General features: G+C 70.1%; 24 protein-coding genes. 22 read left to right on the top strand and 2 right to left on the bottom strand.

What is annotated here, in order from left to right:
- Nucleotides 1-106 precede the first annotated feature (106 nt).
- The 20 genes from G515_RS0102225 (at nucleotide 107) to G515_RS0102130 (ending at nucleotide 22,580) form a co-directional block, all read left to right on the top strand.
- On the top strand, nucleotides 107-1,900 hold the full coding sequence (locus G515_RS0102225) for a peptidoglycan D,D-transpeptidase FtsI family protein (protein WP_036553778.1): 1,794 nt from the start codon (nucleotides 107-109) through the stop codon (nucleotides 1,898-1,900).
- A 100-nt stretch (nucleotides 1,901-2,000) separates the two neighbouring features.
- Nucleotides 2,001-3,599 (top strand): UDP-N-acetylmuramoyl-L-alanyl-D-glutamate--2,6-diaminopimelate ligase, encoded by a 1,599-nt coding sequence (locus G515_RS0102220; protein WP_028658814.1) that lies wholly within the window; start codon nucleotides 2,001-2,003, stop codon nucleotides 3,597-3,599.
- Between the two features lie 137 nt (nucleotides 3,600-3,736).
- On the top strand, nucleotides 3,737-4,807 hold the full coding sequence (mraY, locus tag G515_RS0102215) for a phospho-N-acetylmuramoyl-pentapeptide-transferase (protein ID WP_028658813.1): 1,071 nt from the start codon (nucleotides 3,737-3,739) through the stop codon (nucleotides 4,805-4,807).
- Complete coding sequence (gene murD / locus G515_RS0102210) at nucleotides 4,789-6,285, top strand: UDP-N-acetylmuramoyl-L-alanine--D-glutamate ligase (RefSeq protein ID WP_157570967.1); 1,497 nt, start codon at nucleotides 4,789-4,791, stop codon at nucleotides 6,283-6,285. The genes mraY and murD overlap by 19 nt, the downstream gene beginning before the upstream one ends.
- A gap of 28 nt (nucleotides 6,286-6,313) precedes the next feature.
- Nucleotides 6,314-7,534, top strand: a complete 1,221-nt coding sequence (ftsW, locus tag G515_RS19120; RefSeq protein WP_051217750.1) for a putative lipid II flippase FtsW — start codon at nucleotides 6,314-6,316, stop codon at nucleotides 7,532-7,534.
- A 43-nt stretch (nucleotides 7,535-7,577) separates the two neighbouring features.
- Nucleotides 7,578-8,675, top strand: coding sequence for an undecaprenyldiphospho-muramoylpentapeptide beta-N-acetylglucosaminyltransferase (gene murG, locus G515_RS0102200; RefSeq protein WP_028658811.1), 1,098 nt, complete (start codon nucleotides 7,578-7,580; stop codon nucleotides 8,673-8,675).
- Entirely contained in the window at nucleotides 8,672-10,111 is a 1,440-nt protein-coding gene (murC, locus tag G515_RS0102195) for a UDP-N-acetylmuramate--L-alanine ligase (protein ID WP_028658810.1), read from the top strand. Before murG ends, murC begins: the two co-directional genes overlap by 4 nt.
- Entirely contained in the window at nucleotides 10,108-10,890 is a 783-nt protein-coding gene (locus tag G515_RS0102190) for a cell division protein FtsQ/DivIB (protein ID WP_028658809.1), read from the top strand. The genes murC and G515_RS0102190 overlap by 4 nt, the downstream gene beginning before the upstream one ends.
- A 228-nt stretch (nucleotides 10,891-11,118) precedes the next feature.
- Nucleotides 11,119-12,411, top strand: a complete 1,293-nt coding sequence (gene ftsZ / locus G515_RS0102185) for a cell division protein FtsZ (protein WP_028658808.1) — start codon at nucleotides 11,119-11,121, stop codon at nucleotides 12,409-12,411.
- A gap of 11 nt (nucleotides 12,412-12,422) precedes the next feature.
- Entirely contained in the window at nucleotides 12,423-13,142 is a 720-nt protein-coding gene (gene pgeF / locus G515_RS0102180) for a peptidoglycan editing factor PgeF (RefSeq protein ID WP_084652967.1), read from the top strand.
- The gene (locus G515_RS0102175; protein ID WP_028658806.1) at nucleotides 13,139-13,837 is read left to right on the top strand and encodes a YggS family pyridoxal phosphate-dependent enzyme; all 699 of its coding nucleotides are present in this window, start codon (nucleotides 13,139-13,141) and stop codon (nucleotides 13,835-13,837) included. The genes pgeF and G515_RS0102175 overlap by 4 nt, the downstream gene beginning before the upstream one ends.
- Before the next feature lie 61 nt (nucleotides 13,838-13,898).
- Entirely contained in the window at nucleotides 13,899-14,387 is a 489-nt protein-coding gene (locus tag G515_RS0102170) for a cell division protein SepF (protein WP_028658805.1), read from the top strand.
- A gap of 83 nt (nucleotides 14,388-14,470) precedes the next feature.
- A complete protein-coding gene (locus tag G515_RS0102165; RefSeq protein WP_028658804.1) occupies nucleotides 14,471-14,764 on the top strand; it encodes a YggT family protein in 294 nt (97 codons plus the stop codon).
- Nucleotides 14,765-14,893: 129 nt separating this feature from the next.
- Nucleotides 14,894-15,646 (top strand): DivIVA domain-containing protein, encoded by a 753-nt coding sequence (locus G515_RS0102160; RefSeq protein ID WP_036554052.1) that lies wholly within the window; start codon nucleotides 14,894-14,896, stop codon nucleotides 15,644-15,646.
- A gap of 233 nt (nucleotides 15,647-15,879) precedes the next feature.
- The gene (locus G515_RS0102155; RefSeq protein ID WP_028658802.1) at nucleotides 15,880-16,290 is read left to right on the top strand and encodes a TraR/DksA family transcriptional regulator; all 411 of its coding nucleotides are present in this window, start codon (nucleotides 15,880-15,882) and stop codon (nucleotides 16,288-16,290) included.
- A complete protein-coding gene (locus G515_RS19115; RefSeq protein ID WP_051217748.1) occupies nucleotides 16,263-16,835 on the top strand; it encodes a signal peptidase II in 573 nt (190 codons plus the stop codon). The genes G515_RS0102155 and G515_RS19115 overlap by 28 nt, the downstream gene beginning before the upstream one ends.
- Before the next feature lie 41 nt (nucleotides 16,836-16,876).
- Nucleotides 16,877-17,770, top strand: a complete 894-nt coding sequence (locus G515_RS0102145; RefSeq protein WP_211220938.1) for an RluA family pseudouridine synthase — start codon at nucleotides 16,877-16,879, stop codon at nucleotides 17,768-17,770.
- A complete protein-coding gene (locus G515_RS0102140) occupies nucleotides 17,757-18,263 on the top strand; it encodes a GNAT family N-acetyltransferase (RefSeq protein WP_084652965.1) in 507 nt (168 codons plus the stop codon). The genes G515_RS0102145 and G515_RS0102140 overlap by 14 nt, the downstream gene beginning before the upstream one ends.
- A 190-nt stretch (nucleotides 18,264-18,453) precedes the next feature.
- The gene (gene dnaE, locus G515_RS0102135) at nucleotides 18,454-22,017 is read left to right on the top strand and encodes a DNA polymerase III subunit alpha (protein WP_028658799.1); all 3,564 of its coding nucleotides are present in this window, start codon (nucleotides 18,454-18,456) and stop codon (nucleotides 22,015-22,017) included.
- Nucleotides 22,014-22,580: a hypothetical protein gene (locus G515_RS0102130; protein WP_169570411.1), complete on the top strand. Its 567-nt coding sequence runs from the start codon at nucleotides 22,014-22,016 to the stop codon at nucleotides 22,578-22,580. Before dnaE ends, G515_RS0102130 begins: the two co-directional genes overlap by 4 nt.
- Before the next feature lie 37 nt (nucleotides 22,581-22,617).
- Here the strand turns inward: G515_RS0102130 and ybaK are convergent, their stop codons facing one another.
- Both ybaK and G515_RS0102120 read right to left on the bottom strand, forming a co-directional pair.
- Nucleotides 22,618-23,115 (bottom strand): Cys-tRNA(Pro) deacylase, encoded by a 498-nt coding sequence (gene ybaK, locus G515_RS0102125; RefSeq protein ID WP_028658797.1) that lies wholly within the window; start codon nucleotides 23,113-23,115, stop codon nucleotides 22,618-22,620.
- 12 nt (nucleotides 23,116-23,127) lie between these two features.
- Entirely contained in the window at nucleotides 23,128-23,790 is a 663-nt protein-coding gene (locus G515_RS0102120; protein ID WP_028658796.1) for an LON peptidase substrate-binding domain-containing protein, read from the bottom strand.
- Between the two features lie 190 nt (nucleotides 23,791-23,980).
- On the opposite strand from G515_RS0102120, the gene G515_RS19110 reads away from it, so the two are divergent.
- Nucleotides 23,981-25,039 (top strand): hypothetical protein, encoded by a 1,059-nt coding sequence (locus G515_RS19110; protein ID WP_051217747.1) that lies wholly within the window; start codon nucleotides 23,981-23,983, stop codon nucleotides 25,037-25,039.
- 218 nt (nucleotides 25,040-25,257) lie between these two features.
- A complete protein-coding gene (locus G515_RS0102110) occupies nucleotides 25,258-26,205 on the top strand; it encodes a hypothetical protein (protein WP_028658795.1) in 948 nt (315 codons plus the stop codon).
- Nucleotides 26,206-26,251: the final 46 nt, after the last annotated feature.

Here is a 26,251-nt window from a genome sequence, read left to right as displayed (position 1 = left end):
GTGACGATCGGAACACCACCAGTCACATCGGTTTCATTCATCACTTCAGTCACACACTCGGTCCCGCGGGCACCCGCCCAGGGACCAGCAGGGGAGGACCCAGACCGTGCGCCAGCTCCGCCGGGACACCGCATCGGGACGGCGCACGGGACGCCGCGGCTCGCCGGGCCTCCGTCTCCGGATCGGGTTCGTGGTGATCGCCATGGTGCTCTCCGTGTTCGGGGCGCGGCTGGTGCAACTCCAGGGCTTCGACCCGCACTCGTACGCCGCGATGGCCGCCGCCGAGAACCTGGTCGACATCACCCTGCCCGCCGAGCGCGGCGACATCCTGGACCGCGACGGTGAGCCGTTGGCCGACTCCGTCGACGGTCGGATGTTCCTGGCCGACCCGAAGCTCACCAGCGAGCAGGCCCCCGAGATCGCGAAGTTCCTGAGCAACCGCCTCGACATCGACTACTTCGCCACCCTCACCAAGCTCCGCGAGGACGACAGCCGGTTCGAGTACCTCGCCCGTCGGGTGCCGGCCACCCTGGCCGAGGACACCCTGACCGAGGCGCGTGAGCAGGGCTTCGACGGCCTCTCCGTGCAGCGCGACCCCGTCCGGGACTACCCCGCCGAGGACGTCGCGTCCAACCTGGTGGGCTTCCTCGGCACCGATGAGGCGCTGGCCGGATTCGAGCGGACCTTCGACGACTACCTCTCCGGCACCGACGGGTCGGCGTCGTATGAGGTCGGCGGGGTCGGCGGGAACCGCATCCCACTGGGTGACAGCACACGCACCGAGCCGGTCGACGGCCGGGACCTCCGCACGACCGTCGATCGCGACCTGCAGTGGTTCGCGCAGCGCACCCTGCGCCAGGCGGTGCAGGGCGCCAACGCCGAGTCCGGGGTGGCGATCGTGATGGACTCGCGCACCGGTGAGGTGCTCACCGTGGCCGATGACCCGACCTTCGACGCCAACTACCCGAGCAAGGCACCCAAGGCGGACCGTGGCTCGCGGGCGCTGAGCGATGTCTACGAGCCCGGATCGGTGCAGAAGGTACTGACCATCTCGGCCCTACTCGATGCCGGCCTGGTCACGCCGAGGACGCGGCTCACCGTGCCCAACTCCTACCAGAGCGGCGACAACGCCATCCACGACTGGTTCGAGCACGACACGATGCCCTGGACCCTGGCGGGCGTGGTGGCGCAGTCCTCCAACATCGGCACGGTGCTGGCCTCCAACAAGTTCCGCGACGGCCAGCTCTACGACTACCTCACCGACTTCGGGCTGGGGACGAAGACGAACGTCGGGGTCAGGGGGGAATCGACCGGGGTCCTGCCCGAGAACGGCGGCTGGAGCCCGGCCACCGAGGACCGGATCGACTTCGGTCAGTCCCTCTCGGTCAACGCGCTCCAGATGACCGCGGCGGTCAACACCATCGCCAACGGCGGCGTCCGCGTCGACCCCAGCCTGATCCAGGGCAGCGCGACCACCGACGAGGGTACCGAGACCGGCACCGACCAGACCACCGAGCACCGGGTGGTGAGCGAGGACGCCGCAAACGGGATGATGAAGATGATGGAACGGGTGGTCGACCCCGACACCGGGACCGCCGCCGGCGCCCAGGTGCCCGGCTACCGGGTCGCGGGCAAGACCGGCACCGCCCAGCGGGCCAACCCCGAGTGCGGTTGCTACGACGGCACCTTCACCGTCTCCTTCGCAGGTTTCGCCCCCGCCGAGGACCCCCGATTCACCGTGTACGTCGCCATCCAGAACCCCCGCAACGGCGGCGGTGGCGGCTCCCTCGCCGGCCCCGTCTTCTCCAAGGTGATGGGCTTCGCCCTCCAGCGGTACGGCGTCGCGCCGAGCACCACCAAGCCCTCGCAACTTCCCGTGACGTGGGGTCGTCAGCGCTGAGCCCGAGCGCGTCTGGCTCGCGCCGCCGTACTGCTGATCTCGTGGCAGCACCGGCGGAGCGGGGCGCGGCCGTCCGGGGCCGATTGGGTAGCCTCGGGCGGTGAGCAGTACCGCCGATCCGGCCACCCGACCGGAGCATCCACGACCCGTCCGCCTCGGTGACCTGACCGGCGAGGATCTGAGGCTCTCCGGCGACCCCGAGACGCTGGTGACGGGGATGTCGCTGAGTTCGCAGCGGGTCCTGCCGGGCGACCTGTACGCCGCTCTCCCGGGCAGCCGGGCACACGGCATCGACTACGCGACCCAGGCACTCGCCGCCGGTGCGACGGCGCTGCTGACCGACCCCGCGGGGGCCGATCAGGCGGACGCACTCGAGCTCGGCATCCCGGTGCTGGTCACGGAGCGCCCCCGCGCGGTGCTCGGGATGCTGGCGGCCCGGGTGTATGGCGCTCCGGCGGAGCGCCTGCGCATGATCGGGGTGACGGGCACCCAGGGGAAGACGACCACCACCCGCCTCGCCGAGGGCGGGCTCGAGCAGGCGGGCGTCCCGGCCGGCGTGATCGGCACGGTCGGCACCCGGATGCTGGGGCAGGACGTCCCCACGACGTTGACCACGCCCGAGGCTCCCGACCTGCACGGCCTGTTCGCGCGGATGCTCGAACAGGGCGTCGACGTGTGCGCCATGGAGGTGTCCAGTCACGCCCTGGTGATGGGCCGGGTGGACGGAGTCGTCTTCGACGTGGCGGTGTTCCTCAACCTCGGGCGTGACCATCTCGACTTCCATACCGACATCGAGGACTACTACGCGGCCAAGGCATCCCTGTTCACCCCTGAGCGGGCCCGGATGGGCCTGGTGTGCGTGGACGACGCGCACGGCCGACGACTGGCGCAGGAGGCGACCATCCCGGTGCGCACCTTCTCGGTCGCGCTCGGCCCGACCGGCGGCGCTGCCGACGATGCCGGCCCACTCCGAGCCGACGACCAGGCGTGGAGCCGGAACGCCGACTGGCGGGCCGTCGACCTCACCCTGCGCCCGGACGGGTCCGACTTCCGCATCCTCGGGCCGGGGTTGGGGGAGGGGCTGGCGGCGCACTGTCCGCTGCCGGGCGACTTCAACGTCACCAACACCCTCGCCGCGGTGGCCGCGTGCGCGGAGGCCGGGCTCGACCCGGCGCGGGTCGCCGCGGGGATCGCGGCGTCGGGCGGCGTACCGGGCCGACTGGAGCGGGTGAGCGTGGACGCCACGGACGAACAGCCGACCGTGATCGTCGACTACGCCCACAAGCCGGACGCGGTCGAGGCCGCCCTCCGGACCCTGCGCCCGCTGACCTCCGGACGCGTGCTCGTGGTGATCGGCGCGGGGGGCGACCGCGACACCGGCAAGCGGCCGCTGATGGGGGAGATCGCCGCCCGGCTGGCCGACGTCGTACTCATCACCGACGACAACCCGCGCAGCGAGGACCCGGCGACCATCCGGGCCGCGATGCTCGAGGGTGCCCGAGCGGGCGCCGGCGGGGCCCGGGTGATCGAGGTCAGCGACGGGCGCCGGGCCGCGATCCAACGGGCGGTGCGCGACGCCGGGCCCGAGGACATCGTGCTGATCGCCGGCAAGGGGCACGAGACCGGCCAGGAGGTGCGGGGCGTCGTCCATCCCTTCGACGACCGCACCGTCGCCCGCGAGGCATTGCTCACACGCTGAGACGCCTTCAGCGGCATGGCGACGCGCGCCCCGACACGGGGTAGGGAAGAATGCCGGAGGTCGAGTGCCCGCACCCCTGGGTGCGGCGACCTCGGCCACGACCACCGGCACCAGCAGGAGAGGCACACGCGGCAGACATGAGAGCGATCCTCTTGGGTGGCGGCCTTGCGCTGCTGATCTCGCTGCTCGGCACCCGGCTCGCGATCGGGCAGTTCACCCGGCTCGGCTACGGCCAGGAGATCCGGGACGACGGCCCCACCAGTCACCACACCAAGCGCGGTACGCCGACCATGGGCGGCGTCGCGATCATCATCGCGGCCGTCCTCGGCTACTTCGCCGCCAAGCTGATCACCGGGGCGCCGCCCTCGGCGTCCGCGATGCTGCTGCTCTTCCTCTTCGTGGGGCTCGGCCTGGTCGGGTTCCTCGACGACTTCATCAAGATCTACAAGCAACGCAGCCTCGGGCTGCGGAGCAAGGCCAAGATGGCCGGGCAGACCCTGGTCGCGGTGGTCTTCGGCGCGCTCGCGCTCTCACCGTGGCTGGAGGACGACCGCGGCCAGACGCCGGCGTCCCGGCACATCTCGTTCCTGCGCGACTTCGAGAGTTGGACCCTCCCGACCCTGCTGGTGATCGTGCTGATCTGGGTGATCATCACCGGCACCAGCAACGCCGTGAACCTCACCGATGGCCTGGACGGACTGGCCACCGGCGCCTCCATCCTGGTCTTCGGCGCCTACACGCTGGTCAACATCTGGCAGTTCAACCAGTGGTGCGGCGCCGCCGCCGGTCCCAAGTGCTACGAGGTCCGTGATCCGCTCGACCTCGCCGTCGTGGCCTCGGCGATCACCGGCGCCTGCTTCGGCTTCCTGTGGTGGAACGCCTCCCCGGCCCGCATCTTCATGGGGGACACGGGCTCGCTCGCGCTCGGTGGCGCTCTCGCCGGTCTCGCGATCCTGTCCCGCACCGAACTGCTCCTGATCATCCTCGGCGGACTGTTCGTGGTGGAGACCCTCTCGGTCATGCTCCAGGTCGGCTGGTTCAAGGTGAGCAAGGGCAAGCGACTCTTCCGGATGGCTCCCATCCACCATCACTTCGAGATGCTCGGCTGGGAGCAGGTCACGGTGGTGATCCGGTTCTGGCTGATCGCGGGCATCTGCATCAGCGTCGGCATGGCGATCTTCTACGGCGAATGGGTGGCAGGCATCTGATGGCGTCCTCCGATCCCCATCTGGACACGCTCGGACGGCACTCCTCGTGGGAGGGGGTGCGTGCCGTGGTCGCCGGCTTCGGCGTCTCCGGCTTCGCCGCCGCGGACAACCTCACCCACCTCGGTGCCTCCGTGACCGCCCTCGACGAGTCCGAGGGCGACCGGGGCCGCCGCGAGCAGGCCGAACTCCTCGAGGTCCTGGGCGCCACCGTCCGGCTCGGCGAGGGCGCGAGCGCCACCCTGCCCGAGGACGTCGACGTGGTCGTCACCTCGCCGGGCTGGAAGCCGAGCGCCCCGCTGCTCGCCCAGGCGGTCGCGCGCGGCGTACCCGTGTGGGGCGAGGTGGAGCTGGCCTGGCGGCTGCGCGACCCCGAGCACCCCGCCGCCTGGCTCGGCGTCACCGGCACCAACGGCAAGACCACCACCGTGCAGATGCTGGACACCATCCTGCGCACCGCCGGCCTCCGGTCCGCCGCGGTGGGCAACGTCGGGCGGCCGATCGTCGAGGCGGTGATGGATCCCGAGCCGTACGACGTGTTCGCGGTCGAGCTCTCCAGCTTCCAGTTGCACTACACCTCCACGATGAGCTGCGAGTCGGCGGCCGTCCTCAACCTCGCCGAGGACCACCTCGACTGGTATCCCTCGATGGCCGAGTACGCCGCCGACAAGGGCCGGATCTTCGAGCAGGTGCAGCGCGCCTGTATCTACAACGTCGCCGACCCGCGCACCGAGGAGCTCGTGCGCGAGGCGGACGTGGTCGAGGGCGCCCGAGCGGTCGGCTTCACCCTGGGGATGCCCGGGGTCGGCATGCTGGGCGTGGTCGAGGATCTCCTGGTCGACCGGGCCTTCATCCCGCAGCGGCGCGACAGCGCGGCCGAGTTGTGCAGCATCGGTGACCTGGCCAGCGACGCTCCGCACTATGTCCAGAACGCCCTCGCGGCCGCGGCCCTGGCCCGCTCGCACGGGGTGAGCCAGGCAGCCGTCCGCGACGGACTGCGGGCCTTCCGCCCCGACGGGCACCGCATCGAGGTGGTGGCCGAGCACGACGGGGTCACCTGGGTCGACGACTCCAAGGCGACCAACCCGCACGCCGCCCAGGCCTCGCTCGCGGCCTACGACCCCGTCGTCTGGGTGGCCGGCGGCCTGGCCAAGGGTGCCCGTTTCGAGGAGCTCGTGGAGGCCGTGCGCGGTCGGCTCCGCGGCGTCGTCCTGCTGGGGCGTGACCAGGATGTGATCCGCCAGGCTCTGGCGCGACACGCGCCCGATGTCCCGATCATCGCCGTGGGCGGCAGTGAGACTGGTTCGACAGTTGGTGGACCCATGACGCACGTCGTGGCGGCGGCGGCCGAGCTCGCCCGAGCGGGTGACACGGTGCTGCTGGCGCCCGGATGCGCGTCGATGGACATGTTCGCCAACTACGGGGCCCGGGGAGACGCGTTCGCCGCGGCGGTCCGGACCCACATCGGCACGCAGAGCTAGCGACACGGACCAGCAGGAGGGCGCGAGGGTGACCACGGCCAACCCGGAGAAGCCCACCACCGCCCGGTTCACCTGGCTCGCCGCGCTGCGCGAGGCGATGGATCGTCCGCTCACCTCCTACTACCTGCTCATCGGGGCCTCGGCGCTGCTGCTGCTCATCGGTGTGCTGATGGTGCTCAGTGCGTCCTCGGTGGACGGCTTCGAGAAGCACGGCTCCTCCTACTACTGGGCGACCCGCCAGCTGATCTGGGTCGGCCTCGGCATCCCGTGCGCCTGGGTCGCCAGTCGGCTGCCGATCCGCTGGATCCGGGCGATCGCCTGGCCGGCGTACGGCGTCTCCCTGGTGCTGCTGTTCCTGGTCGCCCTGATCGGCGTGGAGGTCAACGGCAACCAGAACTGGATCGCGGTGGGGCCGGTGGGTATCCAGCCCTCCGAGATCGCCAAGCTGGGCCTGATCCTGTGGGCCGCGACCGTCTACGCCAACAAGGATCGGCGGCTGAACGAGCTCCACCACGTCCTGATGCCAGTGGTGCCGGGGATGCTGGCCGCGACCGCGCTGGTCGTCTACGGCCGTGACCTGGGCACCGCCCTGGTGCTGTTCGCGATTATGCTGGGCATGCTGTGGGTGGTGGGCGCTCCCGGCCGGCTGTTCGGACTGGCCCTGTCGATCATCTCGGTGGTCGCACTGTTCCTGGCCACCACCGACAGTGAACGTCTGGAGCGGATCACCTCCTTCACCGACCCGTTCCGCGACTACCACAACTCCGGCTGGCAGCCCGCGCACGGACTCTTCGCGCTCTCCTCCGGCGGGTGGTTCGGTCAGGGGATCGGGGCCTCACAACAGAAGTGGGGAGACCTGCCCGAGGCCCACACCGACTACATCTTCGCGGTGCTCGGCGAGGAACTGGGCCTGGTCGGGACCCTGCTGGTCATCGGGTTGTTCCTCACCATCGCCTACGCCGCGCTGCGGGTCGCCTTGCGCACCGAGGAGCCGTTCGTCCGCTACGCGATCTTCGGGATCGTGATCTGGCTGATCGGCCAGATGATCATCAACATCGGCATGGTGCTGGCGCTCCTGCCGGTGATCGGGATCCCACTGCCGCTGGTCTCCTACGGCGGCTCGGCGCTGCTGCCGGCGCTGGTCGCGCTCGGCCTGATCATCGGGTTCGCCCGGCGCGAGCCGGCCGCCGCCCGTGCCCTGGCCGCCCGGAAGCGCTCGCGCCCGGCGGGCCCGGTCGGCAAGCCCTGAGCCGGGTCCGCGGCTTCCTCGGCACCACATAGTCTTGGCTGCGATGCGCGTTCTTCTCGCCGGCGGCGGTACCGCCGGACACACCTCGCCCCTGCTCGCCACCGCCGACGCCCTGCGCCGACTGGCCCCCGACACGGAGGTCACCTGCCTGGGCACACCGCGCGGTCTGGAGAACCGGGTCGTCCCGGAGGCCGGCTACCCGCTCGAACTCGTGCCTCCGGTGCCGCTCCCGCGATCGCTGAGCGGGGAACTCCTCCGGGTGCCGGGCAAGCTCCGCGCTGCGGTCAAGGCCACCTACGAGGTGTTCGACCGGGTCCGGCCCGACGTCATCGTCGGGTACGGCGGCTACGTCTCGATGCCGGCCTACCTCGCGGCGAAGCGCCGCGGCCTTCCCATCGTCGTCCACGAGCAGAACGCCGTCCCCGGGCTGGCCAACAAGGCCGGTGCCCGGGTGGCCCGCCGGGTCGCGGTCAGCATCCCCGACACCCGCTTGCGGGGCGCCGAGTACGTCGGGCTGCCGATCCGTCGGATGATCTCGACCCTCGACCGGGCCGAGCGCCGCAGCGAGGCGCGCGCCTTCTTCGGCCTCGACCCCGACCTGCCGACCCTGGTGGTCACCGGCGGCTCACAAGGGGCACGGCGGCTCAACGAATCGGTCACCGGCGCGGCCCGGGTGCTAGGCGAGGCCGGCGTCCAGGTGCTGCACGTGGTCGGCCCGCGCAACGAGGTGGCCGCACCCGAGGGGACCGGGGCGCCGTACCGCGTGCTCGACTTCGTCGACCGGATGGATCTCGCCCTGGCCGCCGCAGACCTGATGGTCTGCCGTGCCGGGGCCTCGAGCGTCACCGAGGCAGCGGCGGTCGGTGTTCCCGCGGTGTTCGTTCCGCTGCCGATCGGCAACGGCGAGCAGGAGCACAACGCCCGGCCCGTCGTGGACGCCGGGGGTGCGCTGATGGTCACCGATGCGGCCTTCACGACCCAGTGGGTCGAGCGCACCGTCCCCGCTCTGGCCAACGACCCCCAGCGTCTGTCCGCGATGGGGGAGGCGGCCGCCGCTCTGGTGCCGCGTGATGCCGACGAGAAACTCGCCCGGATCATCCTCGAGACCGGCGCCGGCGCGCAGGCGGAGGCGGACCGGTGAGGATCCCCGTTCCGGAGGAGATCCTGCCGGCCGACCGGTTGGGGCACGTCCACTTCGTGGGGATCGGAGGCGCAGGCCTCTCGGCGATCGCCCGGATCATGCTCGGACGAGGCATCCCGGTCACTGGCAGCGACGGTGCCGACAGCCCGACCCTGGACCGGCTGCGCGAGTTGGGGGCGACCGTGCACGTCGGGCACGACGCGGCTCACGTGGAGGGGGCCGACACCCTGGTCGTCTCGACGGCGGTGCGCGAGGACAACCCCGAGTACCTCGAGGCCGTACGGCGGGGCCTGCGGGTGCTGCCCCGGTCGGCCGGGCTGGCCGCGGTGATGGCCGGGCAACGCGTCCTGGCGGTCGCCGGCACCCACGGCAAGACCACGACCACGTCCCTGCTCACGATGGCGCTGCAGGCCGCCGGGGCGGACCCGACCTACGCCGTCGGCGGGGAACTGGCCCAGACCGGCACCAATGCCGCGATCGGGGGGAGCGACCTCTTCGTCGCCGAGGCCGACGAGAGCGACGGCGCCTTCCTGGTCTATCGGCCCCACGCCGCGGTCGTGACCAACGTCGAGGCCGACCATCTGGACTCGTGGGGCACCGAGGAGGCCTACCGTGCGGCCTTCACCGAGTTCGTCGGGCGCCTCGACGCCGACGGGTTCCTGGTGGCCTGCGTCGACGACCCCGGCGCCGCGGCGCTGCGAGCGGTGGCCGAGGGGTCCGGCCGCGAGTTCATCGGCGTCGGCACCCACGAGCAGGCCGAGATCCGTGCGGTCGAGGTCGAACTGGTCGGCACCACCTCCTCCTTCACGGTCCTGGACCGCGGCACCGAGTTGGGCCGGGTCACCTTGCAGATCCCCGGCCGTCACTACGTCCTCGACGCCCTGGCCGCACTGAGCGTGGGCCTGCGGCTCGGGCTGCCCTTCGAGGCGTTGCGGGCCGGCCTGGAGTCCTTCGCCGGCACCCGGCGACGGATGGAGCGCAAGGGCGAGGAGTCCGGCGTCCGGGTCTACGACAGTTATGCGCACCACCCGGCGGAGATCGCCGGTGACCTGGTCGCGGCTCGCTCGGTCGCAGGGGAGGGGCGCGTCGTGGTGGCCTTCCAGCCGCACCTGGTCTCGCGCACCCGCGCCTTCGGACCGGCGATGGCCGACGCCCTCGGCGCGGCCGACGAGGTCGTCGTGCTCGACATCTACCTGGCGCGTGAGGATCCGGACCCTCAGGTGACCGGCGCGTCGATCGCCGACGCCGTCCCGCTGCCGCGCGAGCAGGTGGCCTTCGCCCCCGGGCTGGAGGAGGCGGCGCAGGAACTCCTGCGACGCGCGCGTCCGGGAGACCTCGTCCTCACCCTCGGTGCGGGCGACATCACCCGGGTCGGCCCGCGCGTCCTGGATCTTCTGGCCGCCGATGCGGGGGAGGATGCTGGCGAGTCGCGGTGAGCGGCCGTGGCATGCGGGAGCGAGGAGGGAAGGCCCCGTTGATCGAGGAGGCGCAGCAGACCGCGGTGCGCGACCAGCGCAAGGCGTTCGCGCGGCGACAGTGGCGCCGTCGTTGGCGGACGTGGCGCTACGTCGTGGTCGTGCTGATCCTCGCGGCGCTGGCCGGCGGTGCCGTCTGGGCGCTGTGGTTCTCCTCGTGGCTCTCGGTCGATGGTGTCGACGTGGTCGGCACCCAGGAGCTCACCGAGCAGCAGGTACGCCGCGCCGCCGGCGTACCGACCGGCGGCCCACTGATCGACGTCGACCTGGATCGGGCGCGTGCGCGGGTGGCCGCGCTGGCGGAGGTGGACGAGGCGGACGTGAGCCGGCAGTGGCCGGACCAGGTCCGGATCGAGGTCGTTGAGCGGCAACCCGTCGCGGTGGTGCACATCGGGCAGCGGACCCGCGCGCTGGATGACGAGGGCGTCCTGTTCCTCGACTACAAGCGGGCTCCGGAGGGCCTGCCGGTGGTGGTCACCCCGCCCGGCACCGACTCCGACGCCCTGGCCGAGGCCGCCGAGGTGGTGTCCTCGTTGCCGGAGACGGTCGCACCGATGGTGCAGCGGATCGAGGTCGAGTCGGTCGACCAGATCACGTTGGCCCTCGACGACGATCGCAGTGTCGTGTGGGGGAGTGCGACCGACTCGGAGCAGAAGGGCGAGGTGCTCGCGGCCCTGCTGAAGCAGGATGCCGCCGTCTACGACGTCTCGGTGCCGGGCCAGCCCACCACGTCCGGCTGACCTGCGGTCCCGGTCGAGACGCGGATCACGCCGGGTCTGCCAGATCTGCGCGACACGCGCCGCGTGTCTTCCCGATCGTCGGGGTCGCGACCCCTAATGTCTTCCGCGTGACGAGGTTGACATAACTATAACCCTCAGGTTGAGGGTCAAGGTTCAGGGATTCCTCGGGCAGACCGAGCAAGGCACCACCGCGAGACAACTGCACCACCATCCGAAAGGGCGAGCACCGTGGGAGCTGCACAGAACTACCTGGCGATCATCAAGGTCGTCGGCATTGGTGGCGGCGGGGTGAACGCCGTCAACCGGATGATCGAGGTCGGGTTGAAGGGCGTTGAGTTCATCGCCATCAACACCGACGCGCAGGCGCTGCTGATGAGCGACGCCGACGTCAAGCTGGACATCGGTCGCGAGCTGACCCGTGGCCTCGGCGCGGGCGCCAACCCCGACGTGGGCGGCAAGGCCGCTGAGGATCACGCCGAGGAGATCGAAGAGGTGATCAAGGGGGCCGACATGGTCTTCGTCACCGCGGGTGAGGGCGGTGGTACCGGCACCGGTGGTGCGCCAGTGGTCGCCCGGATCGCCCGGAGCCTCGGGGCGCTGACCATAGGTGTGGTCACCCGTCCGTTCTCCTTCGAGGGACGCCGTCGGGCCGGGTCGGCCGAGGAGGGCATCGAGCGACTCCGCGAGGAGGTCGACACCCTCATCGTGATCCCCAACGACCGGCTGCTGTCGATCAGCGATCGCAACGTCAGCGTGCTGGACGCCTTCAAGCAGGCCGACCAGGTCCTGCTGCAGGGTGTCTCCGGCATCACCGACCTGATCACCACCCCCGGCCTGATCAACGTCGACTTCGCCGACGTCAAGGCCGTGATGAGCAACGCCGGCTCCGCTCTGATGGGCATCGGCTCGGCCCGCGGCGAGGACCGGGCCATCGGTGCCGCCGAGATGGCGGTCTCCAGTCCGCTGCTCGAGGCCAGCATCGAGGGGGCGCACGGCGTACTCCTCTCCATCGCCGGCGGCTCGGACCTCGGCATCTTCGAGATCAACTCCGCGGCCGCGATGGTGGCCGATGCGGTGCACCCCGACGCCAACATCATCTTCGGCACCATCATCGACGACGCGCTCGGCGACGAGGTGCGGGTGACGGTGATCGCGGCCGGCTTCGACGGCGGTATGCCCAAGCGTGCCGAGCGGGGCGCCGGTCAGTTGCGGCCCGAGGCGGCCAGGTCGGCCGCAGCTCCCGACAACCGGGAGGCCCTCGCGGCCGCCACCGCTCGTCGCGATGAGCGTCCTGCCGGCGGGCCGGTCCAGTACCAGCCGGCACCCGCGGCCCCTCCCGCACAGCCTGCGCCGCAGCAGCCCGCTCCGCAGTACGCCCCGCAGCAGAGCCAGCCGCAACAGCAGCAGCTGAGCCACCCCCACCCCTCCGAGCAGCAGGCGCAGCGTCCGGCCCAGCGGCCGGTCGCCCCGGCTCTGCCCACCGACGAGGACGACCTGGACGTCCCGGACTTCCTCAAGTAGGTCTCCACACCGTGTATCACTTCCGCGCCACACTCGGCTCCGTCGATCTGGCCTTCACCGACCGGCACGACGGCGTCAGCGCACCCCCCTGGAGCGAGTTGAACCTCGCTGTCTCGGGGGGCGACGACGACGCGGCCAAGGCCAAGAACCACGAGCTGTTGCTCGCGGACTTCGCCCCGGGTGCCGCGCTGGCCGACCTCTATCAGGTCCACGGCCGGGAGGTCGCGGTGGCCGAGCCGGGGGTGCGACCCGAGTGCGACGGCATCGTCACCGACGAGCCGGACGTGGTGCTGATGGTGCGTGCCGCGGACTGCGTGCCGGTGCTCCTGGCCGACCCGGGGGCGGGCGTCGTCGGCGCGGCCCACGCCGGCCGGCAGGGGATGGTCAGAGGTGTTGTGCCCGCCACCGTGGCGCGGATGCGCGAGTTCGGTGCCACCACCATCCACGCGTGGATCGGTCCGCACGTGTGTGGCGGCTGTTACGAGGTGCCGCAGACGTTGTGCGACGAGGTCGCGGCACAGCTGCCGGCGGCTCGGGCCACCACCCGGTGGGGCACACCGAGCCTGGACCTCGGCGCGGGCGTGCGCGCCCAACTGGAGGGCGAGGCGGTCCGGGTGGAGTCGGTGGCCGGGTGCACCCTGGAGTCGGAGTCGCTCTACTCCTACCGCCGTGACGGCGAGCAGGCCGGTCGGCAGGCCGGCGTCATCCGCATCCGGGGAGGTGAGCGGTGAGCAGGCATGAGGAGATCGCCGCCGGGCTAGCCGAGGTGCGTGCCCGGATCGCGGCGGCCGAGCGGGCCGCCGGCCGTCCCCCGGGGGAGGTCGAACTGGTGGTGGTGACCAAGTTCTTCCCGGCCTCAGACGTCCGCATCCTCGCTGACCTGGGCGTCCGCGAGGTCGGTGAGAATCGTCACCAGGAAGCGCAGGCCAAGGCGGCCGAGGTCAGCGACCTCGATCTGTCCTGGCACTTCATCGGCGGGCTCCAGTCCAACAAGGCCGCCGCGGTCGCGTCCTATGCGGACCTCGTCGAGTCGGTGGACCGGGCCCAATTGCTGCCGCGCCTGGCCAAGGGAGCCCTGGCGCGAGGGATCACCCTCGACGTGCTCCTCCAGGTCAGCCTCGACCCGCCGGGACGCGAGCACCGTGCCGGCGTACCGCCGGAGGAGTTGGCGCAGCTCGCTGCCGCCGCGGCAAGCACCGAGGGGCTCTCGTTGCGGGGCCTGATGGCCGTGGCACCACTGGGGGAGGAGCCCCGTGAGTCCTTCGACCGGCTCGCGGAGATCCGGGCGGCGTTCCTTCTCGAACACCCCCGCGCCGAGGTCCTCTCGGCCGGGATGAGCGGTGATCTCGAGCAGGCCGTGGCGGCTGGTGCGACACACGTTCGCATCGGTTCCGCGGTCCTCGGTTCGAGGCCACCGGTCGGCTAATGTCCAGAACAGTTTCAGCCCGTCCGAATGACCGGACGGCCACATGGAAAGGCACCCTGTCATGAGCGGCGCGATGCGCAGGATCGGCGAGTACCTCGGCCTGCTCGAGGACACGGGTCGGTTCGACCAGATCGATGACCAGACCAACCAGCCCAACCAGGGCAACCAGGCCCCGACCCGAGAGCCGGTGGCCCCGTCGCGGCCTGCTCCGGCGCCGGTGGCCGACCTGGCCGAGCGGCGACGCTCGCAGCCGGTGTCGACCGTTGCCGAGCTGTCCCGGATCGTCACCCTCCACCCGACCACCTACAACGAGGCGCGTGCGGTCGGTGAGAACTACCGCGAGGGCACCCCGGTGATCATGAACCTCTCCGAGATGGTCGACAGCGACGCCAAGCGTCTGGTCGACTTCGCGGCCGGGCTGACCTTCGCCACCCGCGGAGACATCGAGCGGATCACCCACAAGGTCTTCCTGCTCAGTCCTCCCAACGTGTCGGTGGCCGCCGAGGACAAGGCGCGGATCGCCGAGGGCGGCTTCTTCAACCAGAGCTGATCCACGTCGGGATCGGATCCGCCGAGTGTTGCGGTGCCGACCCGGGGGCAGCACCTCACCAGCCACTCCGTAGGGTTCATCTCATGCAGGTCGTCGGACTCGTGATCCACATCGCCTTGATGGTGTTCATCGCGCTCTTGTGGATCCGGTTCGTGGTCGACTGGGTGCAGGTCTTCGCCCGCTCCTGGACCCCGAGCGGCGTCCTGCTGGTGATCCTGGAGGCCGTCTACTCGACGACCGACCCCCCGATCAAGGCGCTGCGCCGGGTCATCCCGCCGCTCCGCCTGGGGCAGATCTCCTTGGACCTCAGCTTCTTGATCGTGTTGCTGGGGGCCTACATCCTGGTGCAGGTCAACAGCACCGTGTTCGGGCTCTGACCCTCCCGCGGTCTCGCGGGGCAGCGCCCCATGTCGGTCCCTGGGCGATCCGGGTCTAGAGTTCGACGTGCACCAACGCAACAACGATCAGACTTCTCAACGTCAATCGAACTATGAATGGGTGAGGTCATGCCGCTGACGCCTGAGGACGTGAGCAACAAGCGATTCACTCCCGTCCGCCTTCGCGAGGGCTACGACATGGGTGAGGTCGACCAGTTCCTGGACGAGGTCGAGGCAGAGCTCGCGCGTCTCACGAAGGAGAACGACGACCTGCGGTCGAAGCTCTCCGCGGCGCAGAGTGCCGGTAGTGGTGCCGTCAAGCCGGCACCGGCGGCGGCTCCCACCCCGGCTCCGGTCGCAGCGCCGACCCCGGCGCCCGCCCCGGCTCCGGCTGCTCAGGCCGCCGGCGGTGGCGTGGAGACGATCCGTGTCGAGACCGTCTCGCAGGCGTCCAACGCCGCTGCCCGACTGCTCGAGATCGCGACCCGCAACGCCGATGAGGTCGTCGAGGGCGCCAAGAACGACGCCGACAAGATCGTCGGCGAGGCCCGTACCAAGGCGGAGCGGCTCGAGTCCGAGGCGAAGACCAAGGCCGACCGCCTCGAGTCCGATGCCCGCACCCGCGCGCAGATGCTCGACTCCGAGACCGCTGAGCGCCGCCAGCAGCTCTTCGGCGACCTCGAGCGGGAGAAGGACGCGCTGACCACCGAGGTGGACACGCTGCGCAACTTCGAGCGCGAGTACCGTTCGCGGCTCAAGAGCTACTTCACCCAGCAACTGGAGTCGCTCAACAGCTCCGGTGAGGAGCCCTCCTCGCCGAACGCCGACGTCGCTCCGGCGCCCAAGCGGCTCCGCTCGATCCTGGGCGAGGACGAGGGCTGAGGCCTCTCCACATCCGCTTTCGCGAAGCCGGTCGGTCCCCCTGGGGCCGACCGGCTTCGTCGTTCGCCGTCGCGGTGAGGAACGGCCGGGCACCCGACTGCACGAAAACGTGCCCAGTACGTGCCCAGAACCTGTCCAGAACCCGGCGCGGTCGATTGAGTAGTTCCCCCGGTGCCGCTACCCTCATCCAACCTTCATTCGAGAAAGCGAGCGTCGTGGCGAAAAAGGCAGCGGTGTCCCAGATCGAAGCCCAAGCGCTGGTGGTGGTGGACGGCGAGGATCCGTGGACCGAGGAGGAGCTCGCGGAGGTCATCGCGGAGCTGAGGGAACAACAGGGTCACAGCCTGGCCTTCCTCACCGCCCAGGAGGCAGAGCTCTCCGGGCTGATGAAGGACTCCGGGGACGGAGCCGGCCATGACCAGGCCGACATGGGAGCCACCAGCTTCGAGCGCGATCACGAGCTCACCGTGGTGAGCAGCGAGCGTGACAAGCTGGCCCAGATCGAGCGTGCTCTGGGTCGGATCGACCACGGCACCTACGGCGTGTGCGAGTCGTGTGGTCAACCGATCGGGAAGATGCGCCTGATGGCCTTCCCCCGTGCGACACTGTGCATGACATGCAAGCAGCGCGAGGAACGTCGCTGAGCGACGAAGCACCCGACAGGTCCGCGACCCGGAGGCCCCGTTCCTTGGGGCTGTGGCTGGTCTTCGCCCTGGTGGCGGCGGCGGGGCTGGCCCTTGACCAGATCACCAAGGCGATCGCCCTGGACCGACTGGACGGGGAGCCCCCCGTCGAGGTCGTGGGCGAACTGCTCCAGCTCAACCTGACCCACAACCCGGGCGCGGCCTTCAGCACCGGCACCGAGCTGACGCCGTACATCACCTGCCTGGCGATCGTGGCGACAGGTGTCGTGCTGTGGATCTCGCGACGGGTCGGGTCGCTGCTGTGGGCGATCGGGCTGGGGCTTCTCCTGGCCGGCATCACCGGCAACCTGATGGATCGGCTGATCCAGCCGCCCAGTGCGTTCCACGGTCACGTCATCGACTTCCTGATGCTGCCGAACTGGCCGGTCTTCAACGTCGCCGACATGTGCATCACGGCCGGGGTGATCGCGATCATCCTGCAGGCATTCCGGGGTGTGGGGATCGACGGCACCCGGGAGCACACCACCGGCGAGGTGGCGGAGTGACGACCGAGGTCGAGCGACGTACCCTGCTCGTGCCGGACGGGATGGCGGGCGAGCGGGTCGACGCGGCACTGGCACGGATGTTCGGGTTCTCCCGGACCCGAGCGGCCGAACTCGTCACCGAGGGACACGTGCTGATCGACGGCGAGGGTGTGAGCAAGAGCGAGCGGGTCGTCCCCGGCAGCATGCTCGAGGTGACCATCCCCGCCGTCGTGGACCCGCTGGAGGTGGTCCCGGAGATCGTCGAGGGGATCAAGATCATCCACGACGACGACGCCATCGTCGTGATCGACAAGCCGGTCGGCGTCGCCGTCCACCCCAGTCCGGGGTGGAGCGGTCCGACGGTCGTCGGGCACCTGGCGGGCGCCGGGTTCCGGATCTCCACCAGCGGAGCCCGGGAGCGCGAGGGCATCGTGCAGCGCCTGGACGTCGGTACCTCGGGTGTCATGGTGATCGCGAAGTCCGAGCACTCCTACTCCGTGCTCAAGAACGCCTTCCGCTACCGCACCGTCGACAAGACCTACCACGCGCTGGTCCAGGGATACCCCGATCCGCTCAAGGGCACCGTCGACGCACCCATCGGTCGCAACCCCAAATACGACTACAAGTTCGCGGTCCGTGCCGACGGTCGGCACAGCGTGACTCACTACGAGACTCTCGAGGCACACCGGTTCGCCAGCCTGCTCGAGATCCATCTCGAGACCGGCCGGACCCACCAGATCCGAGTGCACATGAGTGCGCTCAAGCACCCCTGCCTCGGGGATCTGACCTACGGTGCCGACCCCACCCTGGCCCGCCGGGTGGGGCTGGAGCGGCAATGGCTCCATGCCGTCGAGCTCGGTTTCGAGCACCCTGACACCGGTGACCACGTGACCTACCGCTCGACGTACCCCGACGACCTGCAGGGTGCGCTCGACATCATCCGTGAAGCCCACTGAGCCCACCCGGCTGACCCGGCACACCGCGGCCGGAGATCCCGGGGACCTTCAGCTGCGAGCAGCCGGGCCCGCGGACGTCGTCGGCATCGCGGATCTGTACTCGGCCACCCGGGCGGCCGCCGTACCGTCCATGCCGGCGGCACTGCACACCAACGCAGAGGACCGCTCTTGGTTCGCGGCGCGGCTCGCGGACGGCGAGCACGAGGCCTGGCTCGTCGAGACCGGAGGCCGGGTCGCAGGCTTCGCGTTGTTCACCCGCACCTGGCTGGACGGGCTCTACGTCGAGCCCGCCGCTCAGCGCAGCGGTGTGGGAGGGATGCTCCTCGACCTGGTCAAGGCCCTGCGTCCGGACGGATTCGGCCTGTGGGTCTTCGAGTCGAACCTCCCCGCACGAGCCTTCTACGCCCGGCACGGCCTCGTCGAGGTCACCCGCACGGACGGTTCGGAGAACGAGGAGAGGGCCCCCGACATCCACCTGGAGTGGAGGCCGTGACCGAGGGCGACGGATCGCTCACATCGTCGCGGAGGCCCGATGCCCCCGGCCCAGGACTGTCGGTGGCGTCTGCAAGGATCGGGACTCCGGTTCGCGTAGTCTGAAGCCCTTCCCCAGGGCTCCACGGCAGGCGTGACCGCCCTAGTTCTCGTTCGATGCCATTCAGACCCGAGGGGAGTGCTCGCCACCGATGTCGGCCGGCTCGCAGGACCAGTTCGTCCACCTCCACGTCCACACGGAGTACTCCATGTTGGACGGCGCGGCCCGGCTCGGTGACCTGGCCGAGCGCGCGGCGGAGCTCGGCATGCCCGCGGTGGCGATGACCGATCACGGCAACACCTTCGGCGCCTATGAGTTCTACTCCAAGGCGAAGGCCGCCGGGGTCAAGCCGATCATCGGCATCGAGGCCTACTTCACGCCCAACATCTCCCGCTTCGAGCGCAAGGGCGTCAACTTCTACAAGGGCGGCTCCGACGACGTCTCGGCGCGGGGTGCCTACACGCACATGACCCTGCTGAGCGAGAGCACGGAGGGGATGCACAACCTCTTCCGGCTCACCACGGGCTCGTGGCGCGACGGCTACTTCAAGAAGCCTCGGATGGACCGGGAGCTGTTGGCCCAGCACGGCGCCGGGATCATCGGGACGACGGGCTGCCCCTCCGGTGAGGTCCAGGTCCACCTGCGCCACGGCAACTACGAGGCGGCCCGCAGCGTCGCGGGCGAGTTCCAGGACATCCTGGGCAAGGACAACTACTTCCTCGAGCTGATGGACCACGGTCTCGACATCGAGACCAGGGTCCGACAGGACCTGATCCGGCTCGGTCGCGACCTACAGATCCCGTTCCTGGCCACCAACGACTCGCACTACGTCCGGCAGGAGGACGCGAAGTCCCAGGAGCACCTCCTGTGCATCAACTCAGGCTCGACGATGGACATCCCCGCGGGTGATGGTCCGGGGCAGCGGTTCGCCTTCAACGGCGACGGCTACTACCTGAAGTCGGCGGCCGAGATGCGTGCCCTGTGGCAGGACAAGTACGACCTCCGGGAGGCCTGCGACAACACCCTCCTGATCGCCGAGCGGTGCCAGGTCGAGTTCTCCGAGGGCATCGGCAAGTACATGCCGCGATTCCCCTGCCCCGAGGGGGAGAACGAGGACTCCTGGCTGGTCAAGGAGGTCGAGACCGGTCTGGCCTTCCGCTACCCCGGCGGGGTGTCCGATGAGGTGCGCAAACAGGCCGAGTACGAGCTGGGCATCATCACCAAGATGGGCTTCGCCGGCTACTTCCTGGTGGTGGCCGACTTCATCAACTGGGCCAAGGACAACGGCATCCGGGTGGGCCCCGGCCGCGGCTCCGGTGCGGGGTCGATGGTCGCCTACGCGATGCGGATCACCGACCTCGACCCGCTCAAGCACGGCCTGATCTTCGAGCGCTTCCTCAACCCCGACCGGGTCTCGATGCCCGACTTCGACATCGACTTCGACGACCGGCGTCGCTCCGAGGTGATCAGGTACGTCACCGACAAGTACGGCGAGGACCGGGTGAGCTACATCGTCACCTACGGCACCATCAAGTCCAAGCAGGCGGTCAAGGACTCCAGCCGGATCCTCGGCTACCCCTTCGCCATGGGCGACAAGATCACCAAGGCGATGCCGCCGGCGGTGATGGGCAAGGACATCCCGCTGCCCAAGATCTTCGACCCAGAGCATGGCCGATACTCCGAGGCAGGCGAGTTCCGTCAGCTCTACGACGCGGATGTCGACGTGCGCCGCGTGGTCGACACCGCGATCGGTATCGAGGGCCTGAAGCGGCAGTGGGGCGTGCACGCGGCCGGTGTGATCATGTCCAGCGACCCGATCATCGACGTCATCCCGATGCTCAAGCGTCCCGCCGACGGGGCGATGATCACGCAGTTCGACTACCCGACCTGCGAGACCCTCGGGCTGATCAAGATGGACTTCCTGGGGCTGCGCAACCTCACGATCCTCCAGGACGCCCTGATCAACGTCGAGATCAACCGCGGCGAGAAGGTCGTGCTCGAGGACCTCACCCTCGACGACCCGGCGACCTATCAGTTGCTCCAGCGGGGCGACACGCTGGGCGTCTTCCAGCTCGACGGCGGCCCGATGCGTGCCCTGCTCCGCTCCATGCAGCCCGACAACTTCGAGGACATCTCCGCGGTCGGCGCGCTCTATCGTCCCGGGCCGATGGGCGCCGACTCGCACAACAAGTACGCCCGCCGTAAGACCGGCAAGGAGGCGGTCGAGCCGATCCACCCCGAGCTGGCCGAGCCGCTGGAAGACATCCTGGGTGACACCTTCGGGCTGATCGTCTACCAGGAGCAGGTGATGGCGATCGCGCAGAAGCTCGCCGGGTACAGCCTGGGCCAGGCCGACCTGCTCCGCCGTGCGATGGGCAAGAAGAAGAAGGCCGAGCTGGACAAGCAGTTCGAGACCTTCAGCTCGGGCATGCAGGAGCGCGGATACTCGATGGCCGCGGTGAAGACGCTGTGGGAGATCCTGCTGCCGTTCTCCGACTACGCCTTCAACAAGGCCCACTCGGCGGCCTATGGGCTCGTCTCCTACTGGACCGCCTACCTCAAGGCCAACTATCCGCAGGAGTACATGGCGGCCGTGCTCACCTCGGTGGGCGATGACAAGGACAAGTCGGCGCTCTACCTCAACGAGTGCCGGCGCCTGAAGATCCAGGTGCTCCCGCCGGACGTCAACGAGTCGCAGAACAACTTCACGCCGGTCGGCAACGACATCCGCTTCGGGCTGGGTGCTGTGCGCAACGTCGGCACCAACGTCGTCGACGGGATCGTCTCGGCCCGCGAGGCGAAGGGCCGCTACACCGATTTCAACGACTTCCTTGCCAAGGTGCCGGCACACGTGTGCAGCAAGCGCGTGGTCGACTCGCTGATCAAGGCCGGCGCGTTCGATGAGATGAAGCACAAGCGGCGCGGGCTGGTCGCCGTCCACGAGACCGCGATCGACCAGTACACCGACATCAAGAAGAACGAGGCCATCGGCCAGGATTCCCTGTTCGGGGGTCTGGAGGAGTCCGACGGCTCCGGCTTCGGAGTGACGGTGACGGTGCCGGACGACCTCGACGAGTGGGACAAGACCACCCTGCTGGCGCATGAGCGCGACATGCTCGGCCTCTATGTCTCCGACCACCCGCTCTACGGTCTGGAGCACGTGCTGGCCAACGCCGCCGACGCGACCATCGGTCAACTGATGACCGACGAGGATCGCCCCGGCGGCGGCACCGTCACGGTCTGTGGACTGGTCACCTCGGTGCAGCGCAAGATCACCAAGAAGGGCGACCCCTGGGCGACGATCGTGCTGGAGGACCTCGAGGGTGCGATCGAGGTGCTGCTCTTCCCGAGCTCCTACCAGTTGGCGGCGCCGCTGCTGATGGAGGACGCCATCCTCAAGGTGAGGGGTGTCCTCGACAAGGAGCGGGACCAGCCCCAGCTCCGCGGCCAGGAGGTGTCGGCACCCGACCTCACCGACGGTCCGAGCGGTCCGGTGGAGATCAGTCTGCCCTCCACCCGGTGCACCCCACCGATGGTGGCTCAGTTGCGCGACATCCTCGACACCCACCCCGGCATGACCGAGGTGAGGCTCCGGCTCAAGACCCGTGAGTCGACGCGGGTGATGCGGCTCGACGACCGGCTGCGGGTGACACCCAGCCCGGCTCTGTTCGCCGATCTCAAGGCACTCTTGGGGCCGGGATGCCTGACCGGATGAACCGCACCCGGCGCCGAATGCTCGTGCGCACCGTGCTGGTCCTCCTCGTCTTCACCGCGGTCGGGGCGGCCTGCGGATATCTGTGGGCGGAGATCTGGGACCCGGCGACGGGCGTCGTGATCGACCACACCTGGTATCCCTCGCCGTGGGAGACCGGGCAGCAGGCGCAGTTCGACGCCACCGGCTGGTACGTCGTCATCGCGGCCGCCGCCGGGCTCGTCCTGGGGCTGCTCGCGGCCCTCATCGCTGCCGGCTCGGAACTGGTCATGCTGGTCACGGTCCTGCTCGGCTCCCTGCTCGGTGCGTGGACGATGCGCTGGGTGGGGCTGGCACAGGGCCCACCGGATCCCCAGCACCTGGCCGCCTCGCTCCCCGACAACAGCACCCTGCCGAGCGCGATGGAGCTGTGGGGCCCGGCCACCTGGCTCGCCTTCCCGTTCGGGGCGATGCTGGCGCTCACCATCGTCTTCCTACTACTCGGGCGCACCCGGCTGCCCGAGGAGCCGGGGCCCGGGCACGCCGCCGCGGCCGGCTCGGACGCCGAGCCCGTCACCCACGGCTGAAACGCCGAGCCGGGCACGCGCGGCCGCACTCAGTCGGTCACGCACGGCTGATCGCAGCCGTGGTCGCTCCGGTCGCCGCGATCAGCGCTGCGGGTGCCAGTTCCAGGTCCAGCCCCCGCCGTCCGCCGGAGACGAGGATGTGCTCGTGCTCCAGGGCCGATTCGTCCAGCACGGTTTGATGGGTGCGTCGTTGCCCGATCGGGGAGATCCCGCCGGCCACGTAGCCGGTGGCCCGTTCGGCCGCGGCGAGTTCGGCCATCGTGGCCCGGGCGACACCGACCGCGCGGGCCAGCGCCTTGAGGTCGAGTTGTCGGTCGACCGGGACGATCCCGACGACCAACCGGCCGGCCGCGTCGGCCATCAGGGTCTTGAACGCCCGATCCGGGGGAACCCCGAGAGCCTCAGCGGCCTCGAGACCGAAGGAGGGGGCGCGGGGGTCGTGCGGGTAGGACCGCAGCTCGAACTCGATGCCTGCCGCTGCCAGGGCGACGGTGGCCGGCGTACCACCCACGCCGGCCCGCTTGGTCCGCTTCACCGCAGCAGGATCTCAGTTGGGGGACCAGCGGGTCCGGGCGACCTGACTGGCGGGGAGCGAGGGGATCACGTTCATCGCGCGGAGTTCGTCGCGCAGCAGGAGCGTGACCTGCTCCAGGCGGCGCTCCGCGTCGAGCGATTCGAGCAGGGTCTGACGTTCCATCATCGGCAGCGGCGCTGCGGCCGACAGGGTCCAGGAGAGGTATTCGGGGTCGCGGGGGAGAGTGCCGTCATAGGGATCTCCGTCGATGGCCACCAGCGCGGCGCGGTACGCCGTGAAGGTGGCCCGAGCCCGGTCGAGGGTCTCCTGGGGCACCGCGACCTGCGGCTCGGGCAGCATCGTGACCCCGGCCTGGGGGAACGGGCCGGAACTGTCGATCCCCTCCAGCCGGAGACGCTCACGCCCGATGCCGACGATGTCGAAGGTGCCGTCGGGATGCGCCTCGATGTCAGTCACCTGGACCGAGACTCCTACGCGGAACAGTGACTGCGCCCCGTGGTCGCCGACCTCATAGCCCTCCCGGATCGCGACGGTGGCGAAGAGTCGCTCGGCGGGGTCCTTGATCCGGAGCAGATGGTGCACCAGGGCGCGGTAGCGGTCCTCGAAGATGTGCAGCGGCACCGAGAGCCCAGGAAAGACCACCGAGTTCAGCGGGAACATCGGGAGCGTCGGCATGCCCTCAACCTAGTGGGCGGCACCGTCGACGAGGAGCGCAGCCGGATCGTGGCATCAGGATTCTGGATTCGCCCGAATGTGTCTGTGGACAACCCGTCAGCGGGCGGGGTCGAGGAGAACCATCGAAGTGGGCGCCGGACTCCGTGGCCGAGCGTCCTTAGTCCGCCTCGTCTCGGAAGGTCTCCTCTCCATGCAATTCCTGGCACGCTCTGCGCTCTTCGTCCTCGCCCTGGGACTCGCAGTGCTCATCTGTCCCACCCCTCCGGCCGCCGCACGCGGCCTGCCCGCCCCGACCGTCACCGAGGCCTCAGCAGCCGCGCCGGCGACCCTGCTGGCCCGGGCCCGCGGAGGCAGTCCCACCAGCGCCGAACTCGACCGGATGTCCCCGGTGGCGCGGGTGCGCGCCCTGGTGCGCTGCTACGAGGTGTCTGGGGAGACCTATTGTCTGGGGCAGGGGTTCCGGGACGGCCCACCCGATCACGACGCCCTCTCCCGGACGGTGGCCCGTACCCGGGCGGAGCGGGAGGGCAGCGGTGCGCTCTCCTTCGGCACCTGGCTGGCGCGCCGTACCGCGATGAGCGACGCTGATCGGATCGCGGCCGAGGAGGCCGAGTTGAGCAGCGCCCTCGCAGGCGCGGCCAAGGCCCGGGCCGTGCGGCTCGCGCGCACTGCGACTCCAGCCGGGATCAAGGAGGCGAACGCGATCATGCCACGGCGACAGGTGCGGCAAGTGCGCTCGTACTGGTGCGGCCCGGCGACGATGCAGTCCATCGACTGGGCCGATGACCACGGCCGGGAGAGCCAGGCCAGTTGGGCCGCGGACCTGGGGGCCGGCAGCGGCGGCACGTCGATCACCGCCATGGTCGCAACGATCAACGCCAAGACCGGCTGGGACCGCAAGGCCGGTCCGTACATCGTCCAGTCCGTGTCGGGGTGGGGCCCGGTCGAGTTCTACCGCGTCCACAAGCGTCATCTCGGAGATGCGGATCCGGCGCCGATCGTGGAGCACCCCAAGCTGCTCAAGCGCTACTTCCCCTACCTCGACCACGATCACAGCGGTCACTACCAGCCCGGGCGTGGCTACTACCGCAAGGCCGACGGCACCCGGATGATCCGGTTCTTCGAGGTGTTCAACGAAGCCGATTGGAGTTCGGTCGGCCGTCAGACCTGGGGGCCGAGGGCGGTGTCGTCCTACGCGATGCTCGCCGCGACGAAGGCCAACTCGTCCTTCCAGAACATCGGCCTGTGAGTGCCGTGCGCCGAGCGGCAGCAGTGGCGCCGCTCGTCCTGCTCCTGCTCGCCTGCACCCCTGACGGGAGACCGTCCCCACCCGGTGAGGCCGGGCCCGTCCCGTCCTCGCCCGGTGACACCGGATCCGTTTCACCCTCACCGAGTGAGGATGGGTCCGATCCGGCACCCACGTCCAGCCATGATCCGAGCGGCCATGATCCGAGCGGCTGGCGAATAGTGGCGACGTGGCCGCGCGAGGCCGGGCAGCGTTCGGGGGAGTACGCCGGGTCCTACGTCGCGGTGTGGGACGAGCACGAGCCCGGTGGGCCGACGCAGGTCACCAGGGTGCGCGATACCGAGGATCGACTCATCGTCGAGCACCGTCCGGCCCGAGGTGACTGGTTCACCCAGGACGTGTGGCTGACCGGCGCGTTCGCCGTGGTGGAGGATCTCGACGAGCGAGCGCGGCTGGTCCGGCTGACGGTCTACGACCTCGCCGAGGGCACCACCGTGCCTCTGGAGCATCAGCCGACCCAGCCGGAGCTGGACGTCGCCCACGGGCGGGTCACCTACACCACCGGCACCTCTGCGATCGGGATGTGTCAGCGCGTGCTGGAGCTGGAGTCTCGGGTCGACCGTCCGGTGGGCTGCGCTCCTGAGGGAGGAGTGATCGCCGACGCGGTCGCGGGTCGAGACCGCGTCGGCTTCAGCACCCTGAGGGACCCGGCGAGCGGACGGCGCTGCAAGCAGTTGCGGATCGCAGGCCTGGACGGTGACGGCGCCGCCGCGGTGCCGCTGCACCGCGACTGCCTCGGCTGGAGCCTGGCGCTCTCCGACGGCGGCTTCGCCTGGGACGAGATGGATCCACGACGCGAGGACCTGGCGACCGCGCGCGCGTACGCCCTCGCCGGTGGGATCCCGGTCGAGCTCGGCGAGGCCGTGACCGACACGCTGGTCGGCTGCGGTGATGGCTTCTACTGGCTGGTGGAGGACGGCCGTGGGGTCCGGATCGACGCGTGGCACCCCGAGAGCGGTGTGACCACGGTGCGTCGTCCAGTCCCGGCGGTGCTGCCGAACTCCCTGGAGTGTTCCGACGGCCGCTGGCTCCAGGCACGCTTCGACGACCTGAGTGGGGCCGACGAGCGGCTGAGCTTCGAGGTCCTCGACACCGGGGAGGTGAGGTGAGGCGTGCGGCGGGGAGCAGCGTCCACGCTGCGCCGCGGATCGTGGC

The organism is Nocardioides insulae DSM 17944 (genome assembly GCF_000422825.1).
GTDB classification, from domain to species: Bacteria; Actinomycetota; Actinomycetes; order Propionibacteriales; family Nocardioidaceae; genus Nocardioides; species Nocardioides insulae.
This window is presented reverse-complemented; position numbering and strand designations above follow the sequence as displayed.